Here is a 21,952-nt window from a genome sequence, read left to right as displayed (position 1 = left end):
CTAACTATAATATCTTAGTCGCTAATAGTTAAATTCTGTTTTTTTATACCTCTAATAGCTTACCTCAATAGTCTGGCTGGGAGACCTTTTTATCTCCAGCGGCTTCTAAGGCTTTTAAGTGCGACCCTTCTTCATAACTATAGAAAATATAATCAATGGTTTTACTTTGGTCTGACAACAATTTTTTTGAAATTGAAATTGAATTTTTAGGCAGGATAGATTCTATTTAACTACGAAGGTGGGAGTCTTGAGTGCAGCATGATTGTATCTTTTGCGATAACTATACTTGTACAGATCTTCAGGGCTTTCGAATACCTCTCTATGGCCCGCAAGATCATAAACTATCCAGTAAGTATTTCTACTCACAAGAGTATAGCCTATTTCCATTAACTTCATTTCAGACTTTTCAATCAGTTTTGATTGTTTATCAGCAAAAGTTTTCTCTTCACTCCAACTGAGGGCTTTTATATTGCACTTCACAAATTAACTCAATCAATATCTAAAACGGCAATCTAATTTATCTTCTTCAAAGAAAAAAGTAAAGGTATCTACCCCTTATGAACATAAAGGCTTCTGAGATTCAGGAAATATTCAATATATTGTGCGTCTGCAGATTCAGTCGCCACTTGGGGTTATTCAAGCAAAATTTGATTGTTTTTTGCGTAATATCATCTTGATTTGGGTATATCGCCTCTTTAGTTGAAATTAATGCCATCGGTGTCAAATAAAAATAATCAGCCTTAATATGTAAAAAACTGTCCGGCATAGCATCCGCTTGGGGGAAGACCAGCTTAAGTTCATCACATTGATTGATCACAACCTTTGACGTCCCCTTGGGGCTACAACATACCCAATCGATGCCTGCAGGTAGTGGCAATGTGCCGTTTGTCTCTATCGCAACTTCAAATCCAGCTTGGTGAAAATGCCTAACAAGATCATCATCCATTTGAAGAGCTGGCTCCCCTCCAGTACATACCACAAAAGGTTTTCCGCCTGTTTTTTTTGGCCAGAGGTCGCTCACTTTTGATGTTAAATCAGCTGCAGTCTTGTACTCTCCACCATTTTCGCCATCAGTACCCAGGATATCAGTATCGCAGAAATTACAAATAGCTTCAGCTCGACTTTCTTCTCTACCATTCCATAGATTGCACTTGCTGAATCTGCAAAAAATAGCCGGTCGGCCAGATTGAGCACCCTCTCCTTGTAGCGTATAGAAGATTTCTTTTATCTTGTAGGTTTTCTTCATTGCTCATACCCCGAAGGATCGCTCATGCTATTGCAAGCAAAAGCCTCCATTCTCTCAAAACAGGCGCCACATTTACCACAAGCCGTGTCTTTTCCGTTATAACAACTCCAGGTTTTAGTGTAATCCAAACCCATCAAGAGACCATCTTTTACAATCTCCCCTTTGTCGTAATTTAAATAAGGGGTAACAATTTCAATAGGCTGATAATTTGCAACAGCGCACACATTATTCATTTTTTCTACAAACTCTGGCCGACAATCCGGATAAATCGCATGATCACCAGAGTGGGCACCATAAAAAACTTTCTTTGCTCCAATAGAAATTGCATAACCAACTGCAAGAGATAGCAGGATCATATTTCGATTTGGGACAATAGTGGACTTCATGGTTTCATCGGCATAATGGCCTTCAGGAATATCAATATTTGAGGTAAGCGAGGAGCCCTGAAGGAGCTCGTTAATAGCAGTGATATCAATTATTTTATGTGGGATATCTAGCTCTACGCACGCAGAAGCGGCGTATTCAATCTCTTTGGCATGTCTTTGGCCATAATTAAATGTCACAGCTGATACTTGGAGGTCATTTTTGAGAGCACGGTTCAAGAGGGTGTAAGAATCCATTCCGCCGGAAAAGATCACAACAATTATTTCTGACATAAAATTATTTCTACCTAAAAACTAACATCGATCGATCAATATGACTGCTCATTAACCCCTAGGGCCAATTCAACGGCCTTCACAACTTTATTAGAGAGAGGGCTGGTTACAGAGGAATAAGCGGTAATCAGTTCGCCCTGGTCATTTAATAAGTATTTATGAAAGTTCCATCGAGGGGCTCCAGATTGTTGTTTTGCCCAGAGATAAAACGGGTGAACATCTTTTCCTTTTACATGAACTTTTGATGTCATCGGAAAATTAACATTGAAGTTAACTGTGCAAAAAGTCTTGATTTCGTCTTCCGACCCAGGCTCTTGGCTCATAAAGTCGTTTGATGGTACCCCGAGCACAACTAAGCCTTGATCTTGATACTTTTCCCATAAACTTTGCAGTCCTGCATATTGTGACGTAAATCCACAGCGTGATGCTGTATTCACCACCAATAGGGTTTTGCCGGCAAAACTAGATAATGGCAACAGCTCTCCATCAATGGAAGTAAACTCAAATTGATGCGCACTACTACCTTTGCTTAACTCTTTTTTCCCCATATTACCTGATCCCCCTTCAGTTACCTCTGCGCAGACAAAAGACTGGCATAAAAGAAAACAGCAAACTATAAACAATCTCATCATGCTACCTTTACGTTCTACGTTTATACTAGTTGGCTTATACCGCAGTATTATAGCAAGGACCGGCAAAAAACTTAATTTCTGAATACAAAAAATATGATTATAGCCCTAAAAAAATATTTTCTTTGTCTCTTGACCATAGCGATATTGTCCGTCAATGCCTCAGCAGAGAAGCTAATGGATATTATACCCTCACCTACATCACTACCCTCTATGTCTTTTGATGATGGAAATCAATCTGTAGGAATAGAAAAATTTTTAGGCCGCTATGTTTTGGTTAACTTTTGGGCAACATGGTGTGTTCCGTGTATAAAGGAAATGCCGGCCCTGGATCGATTAGCTGAAAGCTTCTATGAAAAAGATCTTACTATTATCGCTATTAGCCAGGATGCGGGCGGATTCAATGAAGTGAAGCCCTTCCTGAAATCTATGGCACTGAAAAAAATTCTAGTTTGGTATGATAAAAAGAATGAAGGCTTTCGCGACCTGAACTTCAAAGGTTTACCTACAACTGTACTGATAAATCCAAAAGGATTTATGGTGGCAAAATTAGAAGGAAGCGCTGAATGGGACCAAGGTTTACTTGTGGAGCAAATAAAAAATATAGTCGCAGAAGAAGTCCAATAAATAAATGCATAAATTTCTAGCGCGCACGCGAATCAGATTTTTATTTCTTTATTTTTATATATCGATCATTCTTTTTTCGATCCTAGCAGGCTGTGCGCCGACTTCTCAAATTGCTAAAGGCAGCAGCCATGAAGTACATGTTGAGCGTAACTGAGAACTCATAGAGGCGGAAAAAAGGCAATTATTGGTTAGGTGGCATTGTAAACATTGTGGCTGCTGACTATGGCATCAATACCCAGGGAATATTTGGGAAAACTACATCCAGCCTATTCAGCCAAGAGTTTGAAAGAGGCGCCGACTATGTTGGAATGTACTATCTCGCAAATGCTGGAATCGATACCACTCATGTTGCTGGATTCTGGCGAAGAATGGCCATTGAACACCCCTCAGGAATCAAAGAGAATCATGGCGCTAGCCACCCCTCAACAGCTGAGAGATGGGTAAATTTGGGTGCTGCGCACAATGAAATTCAAAGCAAAATACTGAATGAGCTACCTCTTTTGCCGGAAAGAAAATAGATTCCATGATGTATGGTCAAAAAAAACCCTAGCATTCTAGACAATGAATAGGGTCATCAAAAAATGCAATCCAACTACAAGACAGGTAAGCCTTAATCGCATCTTCCGATACGATAATGATATTTCAGAGGCTGAAAAAAATACTGCATCAGTCTTAAGTCCTGCCAAATGGATCGCGCCTAAAGTAATCACCGCAAAAGGTAAAGGAAGAAATAACAATCCAGCCCAAGCCATTACAGGTGCCACAGTGCTTACCACAAACCTTGCACGAGAACGATGATTGTAGGTCAACGCCATGCCCCAATGAATTCCACTCATAAATGAAATAATAACAGCGGAGTAAATCGAAAATCCCCGAATTGAAATGTCCTGGAAATCTTCCATATAGTTTGCTGTCAACAACGATACTACGAAAGGAGCTAACCCAAAATATCCAAGATATATGGCTATCCTCTGGTCATGATTTTTTTTATCGTTCATTTCCACCTCATGTACTGCAAGTAACTAAAATCAAACATTTCTTCATTGATAGCTTTAACTAAGTAGCTCATAAAAACCATATCATTCTTTAAATGATCATTAAACTCCCACTAACTCTAGATAGCAGACCAACCCTGTGTCAAACTAGTTCAATGCTAATGAAAAATTTTATTTTCGCTACTATATTAAGCCTCGCTAGTTGTATTGTAATTGCAGATGAAATTAAGCCAGTCGACAATTTTAATATTGCCCGGTATTTAGGAAAGTGGCATGAAATTGCTAGACTTGACCACTCATTTGAACGAGGTATGAGCAATGTTTCTGCCGAATACTCCATGCGCGATGACGGAGGACTCAAAGTGCTCAATCGAGGGCTCAAAAAAAATAATCAATGGAAAGATGCGGAAGGTAAGGCTTATTTTGTTGGTGCCGAAAATAAAGGTCATCTAAAAGTATCATTTTTCTGGCCTTTTTATAGCTCATATATAGTTTTTGAGCTGGGTAATAATTATCAATATGCCTTTGTTACAAGTGACAGTAAATCCTACTTATGGTTACTCTCAAGAACTCCTTGTGTAGCGAATAGCTTAAAGGAGCATTTTGAAAAAAAGATTGGCAGCCTAGGATTCGATAAAACTGAACTTATTTATGTCGATAATAGCTGCGATAACCTAAAAACCTTTAGCACTAAGGCTGAAAATCTCAATGAATAAAAAAGAACACGCAAAAAGACTACCCTGCAGGGGATGCTTACCAGACTGTAAGTATTATTCTAAATGCAACGGCTACCCATGGAATATGCCCGATAGATCTATCTTGGGGCTCATAAAAAATCTATACGCTAAGTGGTTTCACAGATAAGGTTAGTCACTAGCTTTGATGCTAGCTTCTAGGGACTGAATTTTTTGAAGAATCTGATCGGCCTCCCGAGTGAGTTCGGAATATTTAAATATATCCCCCGAACGTTGTGCCTCCATACCTTCTTTTAATTTACTCATATATTCAGCATTTAATTTTTTTAACGGATCCTTCTTAAACAGTCCAAACATAATATTTTATCCATATAAATAAATATAATAATTGAGTGGTTTTCATATAAATCAGCCTACTTTCGACTTTTTTAAACGTTAACTACTGTTATTTTAAACGAGCTCTGATTTTCCTCATCAACCAGAAATAAACTGAATACGGCAGCAAACTAAGCAACTTCAAGCAGTTGGCGAACAAAAACGGGAACCTTACCTCAAAATGCTTGCTCTCAATTGCTTTCACGATATGCTTAGCCGCCTGCTCAGTTGACATCAATGAAGGCATCCTGAAATTATTAAGATCAGTAAGTCTGGTTCTAACAAATCCGGGGCTAATAAGTTGTACTTTTATGCCATATTCAGATAAATCACAATTTAGATTTTCTGCTAAATGAATAAGGCCAGACTTGCTGGACCCGTAGCCTGTGTCATTTGGCAGGCCACGATAACCAGCAATGCTAGAAATTAGGACAATATGCCCACTTTTTTTACCTATAAACTCCGGTACAGCTTGACTTAGCACCCTAACCGCGCCAACTAAATTTACATTAATCATTTTTTCTATCTGGGCCACATCAATATTCTCTGCGGTCATTGGCGCATAATAGCCAGCACAGTAAATAATAGTATCAATCGTTGTTTTTTTATTGACTATTTCTTTCCAGCAGTCCTCTACAGACTGGCTGTCGCCGACATCTAATGGACATATTATTGAGCTTGCTTCTAACTCAGAAGATAAATCAAGGAGTCGTTCTTCATTTCTAGCAGACAAGATTAAAGAATTATCGACATTTTTCCCTAGCTCCCGAGCAACAGCTCTGCCAATTCCTTCACTTGCCCCAATGAGCCAAATTTTCTTCATTATTTCTTCTTCATGACCAAAACAATCTCACCCACTTTAAAACCAAATTTTTTCATTGAGGTGCGATTAACAATTGTATTTTTTTCTGTAAGATACATCCAATCATCCATATCTAAGTTCATGGTTGAATCTTTGTAGGGTATGTTCAGGACATAATTTAAATTGACTGCGTTGCCATTCACCCGCCCCTTGGCTTCTCCCACCACATCCTCGGCAGAACCGACGAATGTAGACTCATCAGAGAAAACAATCTTCCATGTTCTTTGAGTTTTTTCTCCATCATCAAAAATAAACCATTCTTCCAGGATACCAACATCTCCGTCCCATGTGCCCTTAAGAGTGACCGTGAAACTTCTTGTTTGTCTGCCCTGAAAATCAAATAAACTGCCCCAGCCCTCCACATCTCCGTCAAAAAATGTTTTCAGGTCTATCTTTTTAGCCTTGTCTCCATAATAGTCTAAGGAGTTGTTAGTGCAGCCAGAAAAAATAAAGCACAAAATACCCATTACCAATAGTTTAATTTTTTTCATACAAAGCCTATGATTCCATAAAGTTAAAGAAAAGCTATTAACAGATATCTATTTAATTCATTATTTCAACTTGCATAACGCTTGTTCTACCTGAGTTAAAGCCTGCAATACAAATGCTGAGATAAAACTCCCAAGATCGAAGAAAAGACTCTGAGCACCCACCAATTAGTAGCTGATCTTTTTGTGCCATGAAATTTTTCTTCCATTTCTGTAGCGTCCAAGCGTAGTCTTTGCCAAATTCAAATACTTCGCCGACTCCTAATTTTGAATCTTTCACCCTTTTGCAAAAAACCTTTTTGGAAGGTAGCATGCCTCCGGGAAAGACGTGATGCCTAATATAATCACTTTTTTTACGATAACTGGAAAACACCTCATCATCAATGGTGATCGTCTGTATCATTGCCTTGCCATCTTTCTTGAGTAATCTCTTTATTTGATCAAAATACAGTTTCCAATACTTTTCACCGACTGCCTCAAACATTTCAATAGACACTATACGATCGTATTTTCCTTCTATTTCTCGATAGTCCTTCATTAGAATATCAGCATTTCCATTTAATCTTTTTTTAGCATAATCGTGCTGTTTATTAGATATAGTGAGGCCGGTTAATTTAGCGCCCGCGCTCGCTGCCTCCTCGGCAAAACCTCCCCATCCACAACCAATTTCTAAAACTTTTGCATCCTTTATGTCCAGATTCTGAATTATACGTTGATACTTATTGATTTGAGCCTCTTTTAGGCTATCAGTAGGATTTTTACATATAGCTGAAGAATAGGTCATTGTAGAATCCAGCCAAGACTCATAGAAATCATTTCCTATATCATAGTGTTCTAGTATATTTCTTTTGCTGCCATAGATGGTGTTTGCCCGAACCCATTGGTGATGCAAATAAAAGAATAATTTATTAAAAAAACTGGCTTGTCCGCGGTTCTTAATGTTGCCTAAATTGAAACTGCAATAAGTCAAAAATTCTGCAACATCCGAGCTGTCCCAAAATCCTAAATGATAGGCCTCACCCAGGCCTATGTCCCCCCTCTTCGCTATCATACTCATCACGACCCAATCGTTTATTCTCAAATCGCACTGGGGTCCTGAGCTGTCTCCAGAAAAAACTATTTCTTGAGAGTCAGGCAAGTAAATAGTTAACTGGCCGACATTGGCTGCCTCAAAAAATCTCTTTAAGGTGTTGATGTATTTGACGCTCATAATTTTTTAACCTTAAGTAATATCGATATCTGGTTTTTTGGGTGTTGGCCTAAATGGAATTTTTTTGAACCAAAGACGAAATGCATGAAAATGAATAAAAAATAGTACCTTAAATGTTATAAACGGTAACGAGAGAAAATATGCAGCCAGATTCCTGTCATTAAATTTTATGATTTCTCCATGTATGGCTGTCGAGATCAACCTCTCACCCTCATCAAAATAATCTATATCTATTTTCATATTGGCTTCATTGATATCAAATTTAAAATCATAGTGCCCCCTGACCTGGCAAAAAGGCGAAACATGAAATACTTTTGGTTGGCTAATTGTAGTCAAGCGAGTAATTGGTTCCATTTTTGGGTTAAAACACAAATATCCATGTCTTTCATTGAAGGTATTGTTCACTTCAGCCAAAACTATGCGCAAAGCACCTTGCAAATCAAAGCATAGCCAGAAACTAATGGGGTTAAAGCCCCAGCCTAAAGCCTTCGGAATTGTTAGCAGATAAACACTATCGATGCAGCCGGAATCGATAGCCTGCTTGTCGAGTATCTCGGTGATATAAAATCTAGGGTCGGCAAACTTTTTAAAGCCATAATCCTTCCAGAAGATACTAAAAAAATTAAACCCTTCCACTGAAAAAAATCTGGTCTTTATAGCCGAAAAAGTTGCGCTTAACTTCAAGCAAACATACAACATTTTATGAGAAAACTCGTACTCCTTTGGACGGTGTCTTTTATGAAAGATCTTCATTTTTACGAGAGAGGAAGATTTCAACATAGCTTTCTTTCGGTCATTTTTTCAAAAATGCTGGTTGCGCTCCATACGCCATCTTCATGAAAACCATAGCGTAGATATGCCCCGCAAAACCAGGTATGGCGATCGCCCTGTATTGCATTTAGCTCTAACTGGCCTGCAATAGCGGCTTCATTAAACACTGGGTGATAAAACTCATGGACATCGTAGATCTTTTCTTTAGGAATGACTTTGACCGGATTGAGGGTCACAAATACAGGTGCTAGCGGATCTATATGCTGCAATTTATTCATCCAATAAGTCACGGCAACGCTGTGATCTTCTTTCTCTTTCTTGTAAAGATAGTTCCAGCTACTCCAGCATTTTCGTTGTTTTGGCATTTGATCGAAATCACAATGAGTAAATGCGATATTTTTTTGTTTGGAAAATTTCTCCAAAATCATTTTTTCTTTTGAGGTCACAGATCTCAAAATATCAAGCGTCTCAGTTGGGTGGCAGGCAAATATCACTTCATCATAAATTTTTGCTTCCTGGTCATGCTCCTTTATCTCGACAGAGTCACTTGAGCAATCAACATATTGAATGGAGGCATTATTAACCAAACACCCTTTTTCTTGAATCAAGGCAACTAGGGCCTCCACATAAGTCCTACTTTTGTGCTTTATCGTGTGCCACTGCGGTCGGTTCCTAAGACTCAGCAAGCCATGATTATCAAAGAAATTGACGAACGTGGCTGCAGGAAAATCCAACATCGCTGCTGATGAGCAGCTCCAAATTGCACCGCCCATCGGCAGAATATAATAATCACGGAACCATGACTTGAGTTTCATTTTTTTAATTAATTCGCCCAAAGAAAGATGGGGAAATTTTTTAACAAACCTCTTCGCGCTAGCATTGAATCTTATGATATCCAGCACCCCTCTGAGCATCTGAAGGTTCAATAAATTTTTTCGCTGGGCGAAGAGCGCATCAAGAGAGGTTCCAGCCCACTCTAAAGCGCCATCATCAACTGAAATAGCAAAAGACATCTCTGTATCTTTAATTTCAATCCCAATGTCTTGCAATAACTGATTTAGCTTAGGGTAGGTCCTATCATTTAGTACAATAAAACCTGTATCTACCTCTAAGGTTTTACCATCCCCTGTCGTTATTGCAATTGTCCTACTATGGCCCCCAAATACTTTATTTTTTTCATAGACAGTTACTTCGCAGGAATCCTTAAGGAAATAAGCAGCACTTAGTCCGGCAATACCAGAACCGATAACCGCTATTTTTTTCTTTTTTGTCATAAAGGGTTCAATCTTGTCGTCTTTAAAATAATTGTCTATATAGCGTCAAACTATAGCTGATATAGCATGCCTTAATCTCTATATAGCTGAGGATGAAGCAACATCACACTAACAAAATAATATCATTTAAAAGTAAAGAAAATAAGGAAATAAGGAAATAAGGAAATAAAATAAGGAAATAAGGAAATAAGGAAATAAGGAAATAAGGAAATAAGGAAATAAGGAAATAAGGAATGTTGTAGAAATAAGAAAATTAAGTATGTTATAATTAGAGCTTAATATATAAATTAAGCGCACATTATTATATGAAAAATATTAAGTTTATTGCCCTGGTTGTATTAATGTTTTCGCCCGTCAGCGCATATGCAGACACTCTGACTAGCAGCCCTTTTTCACTACTTCCTGCAGGAAAGCAGATTCTAGCTGGTGGAGGTCCGCCGGACCTAACCCTCAACGACCTTAAATCTCTCAAGGGCATGGCGACTCAAACGAGCTCGCTTAGTGCTGAATCACTAAAAAGCGATGCGCTTAACGCGCTTAACAACAAAGGCGCTGAAATCTCCAAATCTTATTTAGAAAAATACTTCCCAACGGTTGAGCTAGAGCTCGATATGATGAACGGATCAAATCCCACATCAAGCATCTTAATTGTAGCCCCTCTCTCGGATCCCAGTGATTCTATCAATACATTTTTTACGCAAGACAGCATCTATTACTCAGATAATCGAACCACAGTCAACCTAGGTGTTGGGTATCGTCGTCTCATGTTAGATAAAAAACTGATGCTAGGGATAAACGCGTTTTATGATCATGAATTTCCTTACAATCATCAGCGCACGAGTCTTGGTTTCGAGGCTAGAACCACTGTCGGTGAGATAAATGCAAACGTCTACAATAGTCTAACAGACTGGCGAGATGGGAGAGATGGCTTAGATGAAAGAGGTCTAGACGGGCGTGATATTGAAATCGGTATGCCTTTACCTTATATGAATTGGGCGCACATTTTTGCTAAAGCGTTCACCTGGGATAGTGAGCTCAGCGGCGTTAAAGATATCTCTGGCACCAGCCTATCTATTCGTGCAATACCGCCTGGATTACGCGGAGTGGAAGTTGAGTTTGGTAGGGTTAACTACGGTAATACCTCAAGCAATGCTCAGAAAGATGCCAATTTTTTCAAAATCAGCGTGAACTTAACAGAGCTGTTCAAAACACCGGCCGATGCTGCACCGCTGATCAGCAAATATGCTTATCAGCTTGATGACATGGAAGCAAAGCGCTACGAGAAAGTACGTCGTGAAAATAAAATTTTTAAACAGATGAAAAGCCAGGGTGGTCAGCAGGTGCAAGTTTCAGGATACTAGCGGTAAAAATAACCGAACTAGATCTGTTTAATAAATTGACAGTTTAAGGAAAATAAACATGACAAATACACGCAAGTGGCTAATGATTTTAATACTTCCGTTCATTTTCGCTTCATCTTCTGCCTTGGCAGCATTTGCTGACAATCTTAGCCACGTCTGCGAGAAATCTTCTGGTAGCATCATCAAGGTATATGCAGGACTCGGGGCTCCAGCTGGCAGTAGCCCCTTCAAACAGGCGGCAGATACAAGCAACGATGGCGATCAGTGCTCGGAAATTCCTGATGCTTACCGTATTAATATATATAAATTTGGTACATGTACAGCAGACCCGTTTGCAGCTAATGACTTTTCAACTTGTTCATATTTCATTGACTCTGAGGCACCGGTGGTTCATACCATTCAAGGAGTTGGCGCACCAACACCTTTAGCTACGACTGGTGTTATCGCCCCAGGAACCTACGGTTATGGATTCATGATACTCGACAACTCCCTCGAGGTTAAGCATACACAAACATACGATACAGCTATGTTTTCAAACCCTGATGGTGGAGGTATAGTGTCAGGAACTACCTGCTGGTCCATAGCATACACCACTACTTATGGTGGTTTTGATCCTGCCTTGCGCGACAATGGGTCAGTCACAAGCACCGGAATAGAATGTGGTACAGCCGCAGATGCTGCCCCAGCATTCACTAAGGAAATATTTGATTCAATGGGGGGAGGATTCGGCGAAGAAGCCTTTACGGCTACCGATGCAACCTCTTACACACAGCCGAGTGGCGACTCTATGAAAGCCAAGTTGCTGCAAGCTGACAACATAAGTGTTGCGACTGGTTTTGGTGACGCAAAAAGAATTTTTGCCAGAGTTGATTTCGCAACAGATAAGGTTGTAACAGCATCAAGCAAATTCGAAATCAAATTCAAGCTTACAGATGCAGTCTCTGTTGACTCAGGCTTTGACGGTGCCAATCAATACATTGTTAAAATGGGCGCAGACCCCTTTCAAGTGGACGTCGTAGTCACTGATTAAAGCCATCACTCTTAGTTGCGATGCTCCTCAGAAAAACCCCTTAAAATCTAAGGGGTTTTTTTATTCAAGCGTTAAAAAAATCAATTCTACCACGGCAGCTCTTCGCCATCCCAGTTCCAAAATCGGCCACTTTTTTGCGGATTCAGCCCATGGATCACCTCTAACAATAATCCAGCTGTATGGTTTGTAGTGAACAGCTTATGTTCGGGAACGTTTGTTTGAAACGGCATAGACAGCTGCGTATCCGTTGTCCCTGGATGCAATGCTGCCACACAACAATTTGGCAGCTTCAGGCGCCACTCCAGCGATAAAGTTTTTAATGCCATATTCAGTGCTGCTTTTGATGCCCTGTAGCTGTACCAACCACCTAGCCTATTATCCTGAATGCTTCCAACCTTTGCTGAAACTACAGCAAAGACGGTTGGTGACGAGGCAAGTATAGATCTAAAAAAATACTTGGCTAACAATAAAGATGGGAGAGTGTTGATACGGAAACTGTCCATAAAAAAATCTGGCTCGATAGAACGAATTGCTTTTTCTGGTCCTTTTTCTTTTGTATGAAGCATCCCTACACAGTTAATAATCCAATCCACTTCCTTCACTTCGGATGCAAGTTTTTTGAAACTCTCTTCATGGGTCACATCCAGTTGGTGCCAATTCAGTCGATCATGTGTAAACGAGGGCAGTGCTTGTCGATAAGTCGCATGTACGATAGCGTCATCATTTGACTCCAGTATGGCATTTACTAATCCCGCGCCTATACCCCCATTCCCTCCCACGACAAGGACTTTCAATTATCGTCACCAGCACAGGTATCGCAGCCATAAAGACGCTCGTATCGTCGTTCTGCCCACAACTTATAAATATAATTTGTTACGTCGCTAAAGAGAGGCCATAGCAGCGGCTTAAATAACCAGCCCCAACGGGTGTGAGACCAGGCTCTAACAGTTGCCGGAATTCCCTTAAGCCAGTCCCCCTCAGCGGTCATCAGATGCAGCACTTTTAGCATCTCCAGCTTTGTGGGCATATGTTGGTCAACTTCACATCCGTGAACATCCACAAAGGATAGGCCGCCGCCATTCAAACGCCTCAATGCTTTTATTTCTTTAGTGCACATGGGGCAAGAGCCATCAAAATACAACACATCTTGGGTGTTATCTTTGTCAAAAAAATTTGTCATAATGCGCTCTTTATTTTACGATTGTCGTGTTTAAGGCAATGATGTGAAGATCTGGAATGAAAAGACTGACTGCTTGGTCGCTTCTATTTCTTCGTGCTGATTTTTATATTATGTCGAGATTGCTAGATTAGACCTCAGTTATTAAAAAAACTAAAAATTTATGACGAAAAAAGAATAGAGATTTTCAAAAATTCCTTGCCTGCAATCCTCATTATACTAAAATTCCAAAACAAACTAAACAGTGGAGATATTCTTAGTGGTTAGAGTCATGGACAGCACATCCCCGAAATTAAAGACTAAAACTGTTGGTATTATTGGCGCTGGGATTGCAGGGCTCTCTTGCGCCAAGACTCTCGCGCAAGCAGGTTATATCGTTGAAGTATTTGACAAAGGGCGTAATCTATCTGGACGAATGGCCACTAGGCGAAATGATTTCTCAGAATTTGACCATGGAGCCCAATATTTCACTACAACGGATCCTGATTTCAAAAAAGAGGCTGCCGGCTGGATTGGTGTAGGTGTTGCGCAGTTGTGGTCCCCGAGAATATCAGTTTTGGGTGATCCGGGGCCCGTGAAAGCTACCACAAGTCACGCAAAACGTTTTGCCAACTGGGTGAGTGCAAATATCGCGCAGTTGCGCTCTCCAAACACCACCAATGTGGAACGTTTTGTTGGCGTTCCAAAAATGACAACACCGGCTGCACTTATGGCCAGGGGACTTTCTGTTAATTTAAACACAACCATAGGGTCTGTATTTATTAGACCTCAAAGCTACCCTAGATGGTCACTAAAAAGCAAGGAAAATGGCGTTATAAAAGGTAGCTTCAATATTGTGATCGCGGCTATTCCTGCACCTCAAGCAGTCGAGCTATTTAAAGAAGTCTCACCCGCGCTCACTACGATTGCTCAAGATATAAAGATGTCTGGATCCTGGGCTGTCATGCTCAATTTCAATGAAAAAATAGACTTAAAGTTTGACGCTGCCTTCGTCAACAAGGGCCCACTAAGGTGGATTGCCAGAAACAGCAGCAAGCCAGAAAGAGGTGGCCATGAAGCCTGGGTGCTTCACGCAACATCAGAATGGAGCGAATCACACATCGATGCTTCCGCAGAGGAGGCTGCACAACTGTTAATCAAAGAGTTCTTGGCTCTCGGGGGCTCTCCTCCTGATCAATATCAAGCTCATCTTTGGCGCTATGCAGAAGCAACGCCTCCATTAGATATGACTTTTGCTTGGGACAAAGAAAATAATCTAGGTATGTGTGCCGACTGGTTGAATCAAGGCAAGGTTGAAGGTGCATGGTTAAGCGGAAGAAGGCTTGCAGAAAATATCATTCAATCCTTATCAGACAGAGATCCGCTCAAGAACTACTATAGCGTATAGTCGCTAGCTAAAATTATACCGAAGTGCCACTCCTGTGTAATAATCAATTTATTCAGATTACGTGGTTATGCAAAATTTAACTAGATTCTTGATAGTGTTGATTGTCTTCGCCCTACCCTATGCTAACTGCCTGCCTGATAACATAGTCAAAAAGAGTAAGCGTGCTATATGTCATGGCGCAGCGAGTCCGTACTACTCAAATATTAAACACTTTCAGCCATTCGCCTCTCTTGAGGGCTGTATTAAAAGCGGAGGAAAGTTGCCTAAAATCTCTGCTGACCACTCCCAGTCATTTCGCACTAAAACGGCTAAAGAGCAAGATTCGCAAAAATATCATCGCTCTATGTTTGGTGGATGGATTGATAAAGATCAAGACTGTCAAAATACACGCCATGAGATATTGATAAAGTTATCCGTTAGTCGGGTGGACATGAAGGCTAACGGTTGTACGGTTAGTCGGGGTCTCTGGAATGACCCCTACACAGGAATGGTTATTCATCGGGCCAAGGAGATGGATATTGACCACCTAGTCCCATTAAAATGGGCTTGGATTCATGGAGCATCGTTGTGGCCACCCGAGAAAAGATCTGCTTTCGTTAACGATGAAAATAATCTGTTTGCTGTGACAAAAAAAGTAAATCAAGAAAAAGGAGCTAAGGGGCCTCTGGAATGGCTGCCGCCCAATGAAAAATTTCACTGCTCTTATGTTCGCGCTTTTAACCAAGTAATAGAAAATTATACTCTTGCGCTATCAAATACAGAGGCAAATCATCTCCAATCTTTACAATTATCTTCCTGCGGGGACTAACTGGACCCTATAAACCACTCAACGTTAGGCTTTATGTTTGATATAGTTAAGTCTCACACCAAAGCGAAAAACCTCCTGCCAACAAAAGCACTTAAAGCCCAGGCAATCACTCATGAATTTGATGCTTTTAGAACATACGGACTTTATAGGTGAAGGAGTGGTCAAGCTATCTGATCGTCGACTCAAGCACATGCTAGAGATACAAAAAGTCAGCGTTGGCAGCTGTATAAAGGCTGGGGTTATCAACGGTCAACTAGGCACCGCAACGATTACAAGAATTCAATCAAATTCCGCATTCTTGCAGGTATCATTAACAGAGGATCCACCGAAAGCATTGCCTCTAATTCTTGTCCTTGCCCTGCCGCGCCCTAAGATGCTTAAAAGAATTCTTCAAACTATAGCCACATTGGGAGTTAAAGAGCTTTATTTAATTAATACCTGGAAGGTAGAAAAAAGCTACTGGCAAACGCCCTGTCTAAACAAACTTTCTATCAAAAAAGAGTTGCTGTTAGGTCTAGAGCAAGGCTGCGACACCCTGCTCCCAAGGGTGACTATAAAAAAACGCTTTAAGCCGTTTATAGAGGATGAATTGGCCGAAATGGCTAGTAATACCTATTCTTTAGTCGCACACCCTAATGGTGACACCTCTTGCCCTGTCGGTGTAACTCAACCCACAATACTAGCCATTGGCCCTGAAGGCGGGTTCATCGAATATGAAGTAGATAAATTTACAAAGATTGGCTTTCAGCCTATTTCCATGGGAAGTAGAATCCAGCGAGTAGAGACCATTATCCCATCGTTGCTAGGGAAAATTTTTCTATAAATAAAAGGAACCATTTTGAAGCTCGTTCTTTACAATAAAAATTTCAAACACACATAAAAAAGTGTACTCTTTTGATCTGAAGAAAATATAAATTTGTACTATCTCTCTGTAAAAAAAGGATATCAATGGCTATGATACTTTACGACTGCGCTGTAGCGCCTAATCCAAGACGAGCACGTATGTTTATTGCTGAAAAAGGCTTAGACATCCAGAAAATCGAAGTCGATATTATTGGCGGGGAAAACCTTAAAGATGCGTTCCTATCCATCAATCCGCGTGGATTACTTCCTGTCTTAGAGCTAGACGATGGCACTAGATTTGATGAAGTTATGGCTATTTGCAAGTATCTTGAAGAGGTCTATCCGGAAACCCCCTTGCTAGGAAAAACTCCACTAGAGAGAGCAACAGTCGAGTGCCTGCAACGCAAGATGGAGTTTGATGGGATGATCGCTGTCTCAGAGGCTTTTCGTAACAACAAAAAAAATGAAAACTTCACATACCGGAGTCTTCCAGGAAATGATGCTGTTGGAGCCATAGAGGGTCTGGTAGATAGAGGGCAGAATACGCTCAACAATTTTTACGCCTGGCTGGAGCGCTACCTAACGGAGAATACGTTTGTTGCCGGTGATTCGTTTACAATGGCTGACATTACTGCTTTCTGTGCTGTTGATTTTGCCAAATGGGCTGAAAGAGAAATTCCAGAAGGTAATGCTCGATCTCTTGAGTGGTACAATACAGTCTCTATGAGAGACAGCGCAAAAGCTTGAGCTTGATCGATAATAACAAATAACAGAGATCATCAAATAAATGTTAAGCGTAACTGGACTATTTTTTTCAAAAAAAATGGATGATCTTCCACGTCTTGCTAAGCAGTTTATCGTGCTTGCTACAGATGCAAGTCTTTGTGTGCTGGCAGTTTGGATCGCCTTTTATCTCAGACTAGGTCAGCCTATCTCTTATTCTGAAGAGTCCATCTTAGCAGCAACAATATTTTCTATAATCTTCGCCCTGCCCATCTTATTTTTCTCGGGCATATACCTCAGCATCTTTCGTTCTTCAGGAAGCGGAGGGATATTTTTAATTATCCGGGCAATCGGACTATATGCTTTTGTATATGCAGGCCTCATTACTGGCATTGGGGTTCTAGGAATCCCAAAAACCATAGGGTTAATTCAGCCGCTGTTATTGACAATTTTTATCACAGGGTCCAGATGGCTAGCTTTTGTCTGCCTAAGCTCGCGATATCACGGTCCATTACCAAAAGCCCTGATCTATGGCGCTGGTAAAGCGGGTCAGGAGTTAATCGCCGCTCTCGATATAAACAACCAGATGAAAATAGTTGGATTTCTGGATGATGATAAAGAACTACATGGCCACACAATCAATGGCAAACCGATTTTTTCGCAAGAAGAACTGCCAAATCTAATTTCATCTAAAGGTATCACGCGGATATTGTTAGCGATACCATCCGCTAGCCGACGACACCGAAATGACATCATAAAACGTATTGAAAATTACCGGATTTCTATTCACACCATACCCAGCTTACTGGATCTAACAGAGGGCCGAGTGACGGTTTCTAATCTACAGGAGCTTGATATAAACGATCTATTGGGTCGCGAAACAGTCAAGCCTGATGGTCTTCTGCTGACAAAAAACATTACTGGTAAAGTTATGCTGGTAACAGGGGCAGGAGGATCAATAGGAAGCGAGCTCTGCCGACAAATCATTCAATATAATCCAAGTAAGTTATTGTTGCTAGAAATCAACGAGTTTGCCTTGTATTCCATTCATGCTGAACTCGAAGAATTCCAAGCCAGTAAAAATTCTGATATTGAATTAATTCCATTACTTGCCTCTGTGCAAGATAAAGATCGTATGCAAGCAATCATATCCACCTGGAAACCTAACACCATTTATCATGCAGCTGCTTATAAACATGTGCCGCTAGTGGAATATAACCTAACAGAAGGGATCAAAAACAATATTATCGGAACACTGGTAACCGCACAAGCGGCCGTTAAAAACGAGGTTTCAAACTTTATACTTATATCTACCGACAAAGCAGTTCGTCCAACTAATGCCATGGGTGCCAGCAAGCGCCTTGCTGAATTATGCCTGCAATCTTTGTTTGCACATCAAAAGCATTCCAAAAAAACACAATTCTCTATGGTGAGGTTTGGGAATGTAATAAATTCATCAGGGTCTGTAATTCCAAAATTTCGCAAACAAATACAGGCTGGCGGACCCATCACTCTAACTCATCCGGATATCACTCGTTACTTTATGACCATCAGAGAAGCAGCGCAATTAGTCATCCAGGCCGGCTCCATGGCAACTGGTGGGGATGTGTTTATCTTGGATATGGGTGAACCGATTAGGATTGCTGATCTAGCTCAACGAATGGTTAGATTGTCGGGACTGACTATTCAGGATAATCTTAATCCCGATGGGGATATAAAAATTAGCATCACTGGTATCCGACCAGGAGAAAAACTTTACGAGGAACTGTTGCTTGGCAAAGATCCTCGACCGACATCCCATCCCAAGATTCAACAGGCGCATGATGCGTTTATTAGCTGGGAGAAGTTAGAGGTTGACATTAATTTACTACAAAATGCATTTATTCAAAATAACTTGCTTTTAACGCTCAGTATTCTCGAAAAACTTGTCACAGACTACAAGCCAAGCACTACAATAGTCGACTGCATGCATTTAGCGCTAGAGCGACAAAAGTAACACTGGTGACACTATGAAGAATTGCTTGGCGTTTCCGCCAGCCTTTACTATAGTTAAATTCATTCTTACTATCGAGAGAATCTTAAGATATGACCCACAGCGCCCCACAATCAATATTTGACTTAAAACTTGCTGTTGTTGGTCTTGGTTATGTTGGCCTGCCACTTGCTGTGGAATTTGGGAAAAAATTTCCCCTTATCGGTTTTGATATTAATATCAGTCGCATTGAAGAGTTAAAAAAAGGCATTGATAAAACACTAGAGGTTACAGATAAAGAAATTAAACAAGCAAGTTATGTGACCTATACAGCAAACCATGACAACCTAAAGAATGCTAATTGCTACATAGTCACCGTCCCGACTCCGATCAATAAGGATAAGCGGCCCAATTTAATGCCGTTACTTAAAGCAAGTGAGACAATCGGCAAGGTCTTAAAAAAAGGTGATATCGTAATCTATGAGTCAACAGTTTATCCCGGCGCAACCGAAGAAGATTGTGTGCCAGTGCTTGAGAAATACTCAAACCTTAAATTTAATGAAGACTTCTTTTGTGGCTATAGCCCTGAACGTATTAACCCCGGCGATAAAGAACATCGTATCACCAGCATCAAAAAGGTCACCTCCGGCTCGACGCCAGAAATTGCTGACCTTATCGACACTCTTTATAATGAAATCATTACCGCCGGGACACATAAAGCGAAGAGCATAAAAATTGCTGAGGCTGCCAAGGTTATCGAAAACACCCAGCGTGATCTCAACATCGCTCTTATTAACGAGCTTGCTATCATTTTCAACAAGATGGACATCGACACCCAAGCAGTACTCGAGGCTGCTGGCAGCAAGTGGAATTTCCTTCCCTTCCGACCCGGCCTTGTAGGCGGACACTGCATCGGTGTAGACCCATACTATCTGACACATAAAGCTCAGGCGATCGGCTACACTCCTGAAATAATTCTTGCCGGCAGGCGAATGAACGATAACATGGGGGCTTATGTTGCCTCACAATTAATTGGGGCGATGAGCAAGAAAAAAATTCAGATCGAGGGATCAAAAATTTTAATCATGGGGTTGACCTTTAAAGAAAACTGTCCAGATTTACGCAACACTAAGATTATAGACATCATTCATGAATTAGGAGTATATAACGCTCAGATCGATGTTTACGACCCCTGGGCAGACAAACATGAAGCACAGGTAGAATATGGGCTCACAATGACAATGGAGCCTTTACCTGGCGCCTATGATGCTATCATCATTGCTGTTGCGCACGATAGATTCAAGGTAATGGGTGTCGAAAAAATTCGACGTTTTGCCTCTCCCGAGCATATTATTTATGACTTAAAATACCTGCTAGATGAAGCATCATCGGATCTGCGTTTATGAGCGAATTGAATCAAAAAATTCTACGTTCGATGGATTTATTCTTTTCTTTTTCTGGTTTAATGCTATTTTTTCCATTGCTACTTCCTATATTAGTTTTTGACAGCATTGGTTCTCGCACGCTCTTGTTTAAACAAGAGCGTATAGGTCGCAACCAAAAACCTTTTATTCTAATAAAATTTCGCACCATGCTGCCAGGCACGCCATCTATTGCTTCACATCTTTCCAGCGCATCTGCGGTAACATCGGTCGGGAAAATTTTACGTCGAACAAAACTAGATGAATTGCCGCAACTATGGAATGTACTCAAAGGTGAGATGAGTCTTGTTGGCCCGAGGCCCTGCTTGACCAATCAGAATGAGCTGATTCAGGAGCGTGAGACACTCGGGGTCTACGACATCCGTCCTGGTATTACAGGTCTAGCGCAAATTCAAGGAATAGACATGTCCAACCCACAGCTGCTAGCGGAGGTTGATGCAAGGATGTTGACAACACTCAATCTGAAGAATTATTTTCGGTACATTTTTTTAACGCTTATGGGCAAGGGTTTGGGTGACAAAATAAATCTAAACTAAAGGAATAATAGCCAAAAATTGATTAATATATGGCGGTGAGAGAGGGATTCGAACCCTCGGTACGTTACCGTACACACGCTTTCCAAGCGTGCGCCTTAAACCACTCGGCCACCTCACCATAAAATAATTTTTTTCTTAGACAGTGGGCCATATGGCCGCCACACAGCAATATCTCTTGCACTAAAAAATCCAAGCTTCTAGCGCAAATTAAAGCGATTGAACTCTACACAACCACTCCTTAAATAGCAATCGTCAAGGCCAAGATTGAAAATAATCTTTGGTGTTCATTTTGGGGGCCTTGGCTTCACAGCCAGGGGAAGCAGTCCCTAGGTACAAAAAACCAACGATTGTCTCACTCATTGTTAAGCCTAGTTCGGCAGAAAATTTACTATCGTAAGCTAAATCACCAGTGCGCCAAACAGCTCCTATTCCCTGCGCATAAGCCGCCGTCAACATATTTTGTGCTGCTGCTCCAGCTGAAATAATTTGCTCTATTCGCGGGACCCTGGAGTGATCTTTAATGCATGCAATCACAATCACAATAGTTGGAGCTCTCATGGCCTTATTAGCAGCCAGCTCACATTTTTTTTCTGACAGATTGTCTGTTTTTTGTTTTTCAGCCGCAATAAATAATTCACCTAATTTTTTTCGACCGTCCCCCTCGATCATCAAAAACCTCCACGGGCGCAAGCGACCATGATCGGCAGCCCTAAGTGCTGATTTTTGTATATTCTCAAGAACCTGAATCGTAGGACCAGGGGCAACCAGTCTTGTGCTAGACGCCCTATTCTGCAAAGCAACTAATGCATCCATTTTTCACCTATACAAAAAATAAGTATTTCTCA

At 40.8% G+C, this 21,952-nt stretch carries 26 protein-coding genes and 1 tRNA gene; 12 read left to right on the top strand and 15 right to left on the bottom strand.

Annotated features, from left to right (window positions below; translation table 11 throughout):
* Positions 1–222: 222 nt before the first annotated feature.
* From ABXT41_RS02420 to ABXT41_RS02405, 4 genes are all read right to left on the bottom strand, one after another.
* On the bottom strand, positions 223–480 hold the full coding sequence (locus ABXT41_RS02420; protein ID WP_415391243.1) for a hypothetical protein: 258 nt from the start codon (positions 478–480) through the stop codon (positions 223–225).
* 100 nt (positions 481–580) lie between these two features.
* On the bottom strand, positions 581–1,246 hold the full coding sequence (gene queE / locus ABXT41_RS02415; protein WP_415391242.1) for a 7-carboxy-7-deazaguanine synthase: 666 nt from the start codon (positions 1,244–1,246) through the stop codon (positions 581–583).
* The gene (queC, locus tag ABXT41_RS02410; protein ID WP_415391241.1) at positions 1,243–1,902 is read right to left on the bottom strand and encodes a 7-cyano-7-deazaguanine synthase QueC; all 660 of its coding nucleotides are present in this window, start codon (positions 1,900–1,902) and stop codon (positions 1,243–1,245) included. The genes queE and queC overlap by 4 nt, the downstream gene beginning before the upstream one ends.
* 35 nt (positions 1,903–1,937) lie before the next feature.
* Entirely contained in the window at positions 1,938–2,450 is a 513-nt protein-coding gene (locus tag ABXT41_RS02405) for a glutathione peroxidase (RefSeq protein WP_415391240.1), read from the bottom strand.
* 258 nt (positions 2,451–2,708) lie between these two features.
* Between ABXT41_RS02405 and ABXT41_RS02400 the strand changes: the two genes are divergently transcribed.
* Positions 2,709–3,158 carry a TlpA family protein disulfide reductase gene (locus tag ABXT41_RS02400; RefSeq protein WP_415391239.1) on the top strand — a complete coding sequence of 150 codons (450 nt, stop codon included), beginning with the start codon at positions 2,709–2,711 and terminating at the stop codon, positions 3,156–3,158.
* Positions 3,159–3,367: 209 nt separating this feature from the next.
* The gene (locus tag ABXT41_RS02395; RefSeq protein ID WP_415391238.1) at positions 3,368–3,676 is read left to right on the top strand and encodes a M48 family metalloprotease; all 309 of its coding nucleotides are present in this window, start codon (positions 3,368–3,370) and stop codon (positions 3,674–3,676) included.
* A 36-nt stretch (positions 3,677–3,712) separates the two neighbouring features.
* Here the strand turns inward: ABXT41_RS02395 and ABXT41_RS02390 are convergent, their stop codons facing one another.
* The gene (locus ABXT41_RS02390) at positions 3,713–4,156 is read right to left on the bottom strand and encodes a DUF3429 domain-containing protein (protein WP_415391237.1); all 444 of its coding nucleotides are present in this window, start codon (positions 4,154–4,156) and stop codon (positions 3,713–3,715) included.
* Positions 4,157–4,314: 158 nt separating this feature from the next.
* Between ABXT41_RS02390 and ABXT41_RS02385 the strand changes: the two genes are divergently transcribed.
* Entirely contained in the window at positions 4,315–4,869 is a 555-nt protein-coding gene (locus ABXT41_RS02385) for a lipocalin family protein (RefSeq protein ID WP_415391236.1), read from the top strand.
* A 150-nt stretch (positions 4,870–5,019) separates the two neighbouring features.
* Here ABXT41_RS02385 and ABXT41_RS02380 read toward each other — a convergent pair whose 3' ends face one another.
* From ABXT41_RS02380 to ABXT41_RS02355, 6 genes are all read right to left on the bottom strand, one after another.
* Positions 5,020–5,205 (bottom strand): DUF6435 family protein, encoded by a 186-nt coding sequence (locus tag ABXT41_RS02380; protein WP_415391235.1) that lies wholly within the window; start codon positions 5,203–5,205, stop codon positions 5,020–5,022.
* 88 nt (positions 5,206–5,293) lie between these two features.
* Positions 5,294–6,046: an SDR family NAD(P)-dependent oxidoreductase gene (locus ABXT41_RS02375; RefSeq protein ID WP_415391234.1), complete on the bottom strand. Its 753-nt coding sequence runs from the start codon at positions 6,044–6,046 to the stop codon at positions 5,294–5,296.
* The gene (locus tag ABXT41_RS02370; RefSeq protein WP_415391233.1) at positions 6,046–6,576 is read right to left on the bottom strand and encodes a DUF3833 domain-containing protein; all 531 of its coding nucleotides are present in this window, start codon (positions 6,574–6,576) and stop codon (positions 6,046–6,048) included. Before ABXT41_RS02370 ends, ABXT41_RS02375 begins: the two co-directional genes overlap by 1 nt.
* 52 nt (positions 6,577–6,628) lie before the next feature.
* A complete protein-coding gene (locus ABXT41_RS02365) occupies positions 6,629–7,783 on the bottom strand; it encodes a class I SAM-dependent methyltransferase (protein ID WP_415391232.1) in 1,155 nt (384 codons plus the stop codon).
* Between the two features lie 12 nt (positions 7,784–7,795).
* Complete coding sequence (locus tag ABXT41_RS02360) at positions 7,796–8,563, bottom strand: DUF1365 domain-containing protein (protein ID WP_415391231.1); 768 nt, start codon at positions 8,561–8,563, stop codon at positions 7,796–7,798.
* Positions 8,557–9,828 carry an NAD(P)/FAD-dependent oxidoreductase gene (locus ABXT41_RS02355; RefSeq protein ID WP_415391230.1) on the bottom strand — a complete coding sequence of 424 codons (1,272 nt, stop codon included), beginning with the start codon at positions 9,826–9,828 and terminating at the stop codon, positions 8,557–8,559. Before ABXT41_RS02355 ends, ABXT41_RS02360 begins: the two co-directional genes overlap by 7 nt.
* Positions 9,829–10,133: 305 nt before the next feature.
* On the opposite strand from ABXT41_RS02355, the gene ABXT41_RS02350 reads away from it, so the two are divergent.
* Positions 10,134–11,189 carry an inverse autotransporter beta domain-containing protein gene (locus tag ABXT41_RS02350; RefSeq protein WP_415391229.1) on the top strand — a complete coding sequence of 352 codons (1,056 nt, stop codon included), beginning with the start codon at positions 10,134–10,136 and terminating at the stop codon, positions 11,187–11,189.
* Positions 11,190–11,247: 58 nt separating this feature from the next.
* Positions 11,248–12,219 (top strand): hypothetical protein, encoded by a 972-nt coding sequence (locus ABXT41_RS02345; RefSeq protein ID WP_415391228.1) that lies wholly within the window; start codon positions 11,248–11,250, stop codon positions 12,217–12,219.
* Positions 12,220–12,305: 86 nt separating this feature from the next.
* Here the strand turns inward: ABXT41_RS02345 and ABXT41_RS02340 are convergent, their stop codons facing one another.
* Together ABXT41_RS02340 and ABXT41_RS02335 are read right to left on the bottom strand one after the other, a co-directional pair.
* Entirely contained in the window at positions 12,306–13,013 is a 708-nt protein-coding gene (locus ABXT41_RS02340; RefSeq protein WP_415391227.1) for an SDR family oxidoreductase, read from the bottom strand.
* Complete coding sequence (locus ABXT41_RS02335) at positions 13,010–13,399, bottom strand: thiol-disulfide oxidoreductase DCC family protein (protein ID WP_415391226.1); 390 nt, start codon at positions 13,397–13,399, stop codon at positions 13,010–13,012. The genes ABXT41_RS02340 and ABXT41_RS02335 overlap by 4 nt, the downstream gene beginning before the upstream one ends.
* A 268-nt stretch (positions 13,400–13,667) precedes the next feature.
* On the opposite strand from ABXT41_RS02335, the gene ABXT41_RS02330 reads away from it, so the two are divergent.
* From ABXT41_RS02330 to ABXT41_RS02300, 7 genes are all read left to right on the top strand, one after another.
* Entirely contained in the window at positions 13,668–14,783 is a 1,116-nt protein-coding gene (locus tag ABXT41_RS02330) for an NAD(P)/FAD-dependent oxidoreductase (protein ID WP_415391225.1), read from the top strand.
* A gap of 67 nt (positions 14,784–14,850) precedes the next feature.
* Positions 14,851–15,591 carry an HNH endonuclease family protein gene (locus ABXT41_RS02325; RefSeq protein ID WP_415391224.1) on the top strand — a complete coding sequence of 247 codons (741 nt, stop codon included), beginning with the start codon at positions 14,851–14,853 and terminating at the stop codon, positions 15,589–15,591.
* Positions 15,592–15,703: 112 nt separating this feature from the next.
* Positions 15,704–16,414, top strand: coding sequence for a 16S rRNA (uracil(1498)-N(3))-methyltransferase (locus ABXT41_RS02320; protein WP_415391223.1), 711 nt, complete (start codon positions 15,704–15,706; stop codon positions 16,412–16,414).
* Between the two features lie 125 nt (positions 16,415–16,539).
* Complete coding sequence (locus ABXT41_RS02315) at positions 16,540–17,181, top strand: glutathione S-transferase family protein (RefSeq protein ID WP_415391222.1); 642 nt, start codon at positions 16,540–16,542, stop codon at positions 17,179–17,181.
* Positions 17,182–17,221: 40 nt separating this feature from the next.
* Positions 17,222–19,153: a polysaccharide biosynthesis protein gene (locus tag ABXT41_RS02310; RefSeq protein WP_415391221.1), complete on the top strand. Its 1,932-nt coding sequence runs from the start codon at positions 17,222–17,224 to the stop codon at positions 19,151–19,153.
* Between the two features lie 89 nt (positions 19,154–19,242).
* Entirely contained in the window at positions 19,243–20,535 is a 1,293-nt protein-coding gene (tviB, locus tag ABXT41_RS02305) for a Vi polysaccharide biosynthesis UDP-N-acetylglucosamine C-6 dehydrogenase TviB (RefSeq protein WP_415391220.1), read from the top strand.
* On the top strand, positions 20,532–21,107 hold the full coding sequence (locus ABXT41_RS02300; RefSeq protein WP_415391219.1) for a sugar transferase: 576 nt from the start codon (positions 20,532–20,534) through the stop codon (positions 21,105–21,107). Before tviB ends, ABXT41_RS02300 begins: the two co-directional genes overlap by 4 nt.
* Positions 21,108–21,137: 30 nt before the next feature.
* Here the strand turns inward: ABXT41_RS02300 and ABXT41_RS02295 are convergent.
* A tRNA-Ser gene (locus tag ABXT41_RS02295) sits at positions 21,138–21,225 on the bottom strand.
* Positions 21,226–21,359: 134 nt separating this feature from the next.
* Positions 21,360–21,920: a nitroreductase family protein gene (locus ABXT41_RS02290; protein ID WP_415391218.1), complete on the bottom strand. Its 561-nt coding sequence runs from the start codon at positions 21,918–21,920 to the stop codon at positions 21,360–21,362.
* Positions 21,921–21,952: the final 32 nt, after the last annotated feature.

It is taken from the genome of Porticoccus sp. Uisw_050_02, assembly GCF_047729555.1.
Classification (GTDB): Bacteria; Pseudomonadota; Gammaproteobacteria; order Pseudomonadales; family Porticoccaceae; genus Porticoccus.
This window is presented reverse-complemented; position numbering and strand designations above follow the sequence as displayed.

Bases quoted from the DNA above. Each gene is read 5' to 3' on its own strand.
- ABXT41_RS02390 (WP_415391237.1), bottom strand. From the start codon at position 4,156: ATGAACGATAAAAAAAATCATGACCAGAGGATAGCCATATATCTTGGA.
- ABXT41_RS02290 (WP_415391218.1), bottom strand. From the start codon at position 21,920: ATGGATGCATTAGTTGCTTTGCAGAATAGGGCGTCTAGCACAAGACTG.
- ABXT41_RS02400 (WP_415391239.1), top strand. From the start codon at position 2,709: ATGGATATTATACCCTCACCTACATCACTACCCTCTATGTCTTTTGAT.
- ABXT41_RS02350 (WP_415391229.1), top strand. From the start codon at position 10,134: ATGAAAAATATTAAGTTTATTGCCCTGGTTGTATTAATGTTTTCGCCC.
- ABXT41_RS02375 (WP_415391234.1), bottom strand. From the start codon at position 6,046: ATGAAGAAAATTTGGCTCATTGGGGCAAGTGAAGGAATTGGCAGAGCT.
- ABXT41_RS02360 (WP_415391231.1), bottom strand. From the start codon at position 8,563: ATGTTGAAATCTTCCTCTCTCGTAAAAATGAAGATCTTTCATAAAAGA.
- ABXT41_RS02325 (WP_415391224.1), top strand. From the start codon at position 14,851: ATGCAAAATTTAACTAGATTCTTGATAGTGTTGATTGTCTTCGCCCTA.
- ABXT41_RS02355 (WP_415391230.1), bottom strand. From the start codon at position 9,828: ATGACAAAAAAGAAAAAAATAGCGGTTATCGGTTCTGGTATTGCCGGA.
- ABXT41_RS02380 (WP_415391235.1), bottom strand. From the start codon at position 5,205: ATGTTTGGACTGTTTAAGAAGGATCCGTTAAAAAAATTAAATGCTGAA.
- ABXT41_RS02310 (WP_415391221.1), top strand. From the start codon at position 17,222: ATGTTAAGCGTAACTGGACTATTTTTTTCAAAAAAAATGGATGATCTT.
- ABXT41_RS02320 (WP_415391223.1), top strand. From the start codon at position 15,704: ATGAATTTGATGCTTTTAGAACATACGGACTTTATAGGTGAAGGAGTG.
- ABXT41_RS02385 (WP_415391236.1), top strand. From the start codon at position 4,315: ATGAAAAATTTTATTTTCGCTACTATATTAAGCCTCGCTAGTTGTATT.
- ABXT41_RS02370 (WP_415391233.1), bottom strand. From the start codon at position 6,576: ATGAAAAAAATTAAACTATTGGTAATGGGTATTTTGTGCTTTATTTTT.
- ABXT41_RS02335 (WP_415391226.1), bottom strand. From the start codon at position 13,399: ATGACAAATTTTTTTGACAAAGATAACACCCAAGATGTGTTGTATTTT.
- ABXT41_RS02405 (WP_415391240.1), bottom strand. From the start codon at position 2,450: ATGGGGAAAAAAGAGTTAAGCAAAGGTAGTAGTGCGCATCAATTTGAG.
- tviB (WP_415391220.1), top strand. From the start codon at position 19,243: ATGACCCACAGCGCCCCACAATCAATATTTGACTTAAAACTTGCTGTT.
- ABXT41_RS02365 (WP_415391232.1), bottom strand. From the start codon at position 7,783: ATGAGCGTCAAATACATCAACACCTTAAAGAGATTTTTTGAGGCAGCC.
- queE (WP_415391242.1), bottom strand. From the start codon at position 1,246: ATGAAGAAAACCTACAAGATAAAAGAAATCTTCTATACGCTACAAGGA.
- ABXT41_RS02315 (WP_415391222.1), top strand. From the start codon at position 16,540: ATGGCTATGATACTTTACGACTGCGCTGTAGCGCCTAATCCAAGACGA.
- ABXT41_RS02345 (WP_415391228.1), top strand. From the start codon at position 11,248: ATGACAAATACACGCAAGTGGCTAATGATTTTAATACTTCCGTTCATT.
- queC (WP_415391241.1), bottom strand. From the start codon at position 1,902: ATGTCAGAAATAATTGTTGTGATCTTTTCCGGCGGAATGGATTCTTAC.
- ABXT41_RS02300 (WP_415391219.1), top strand. From the start codon at position 20,532: ATGAGCGAATTGAATCAAAAAATTCTACGTTCGATGGATTTATTCTTT.
- ABXT41_RS02330 (WP_415391225.1), top strand. From the start codon at position 13,668: ATGGACAGCACATCCCCGAAATTAAAGACTAAAACTGTTGGTATTATT.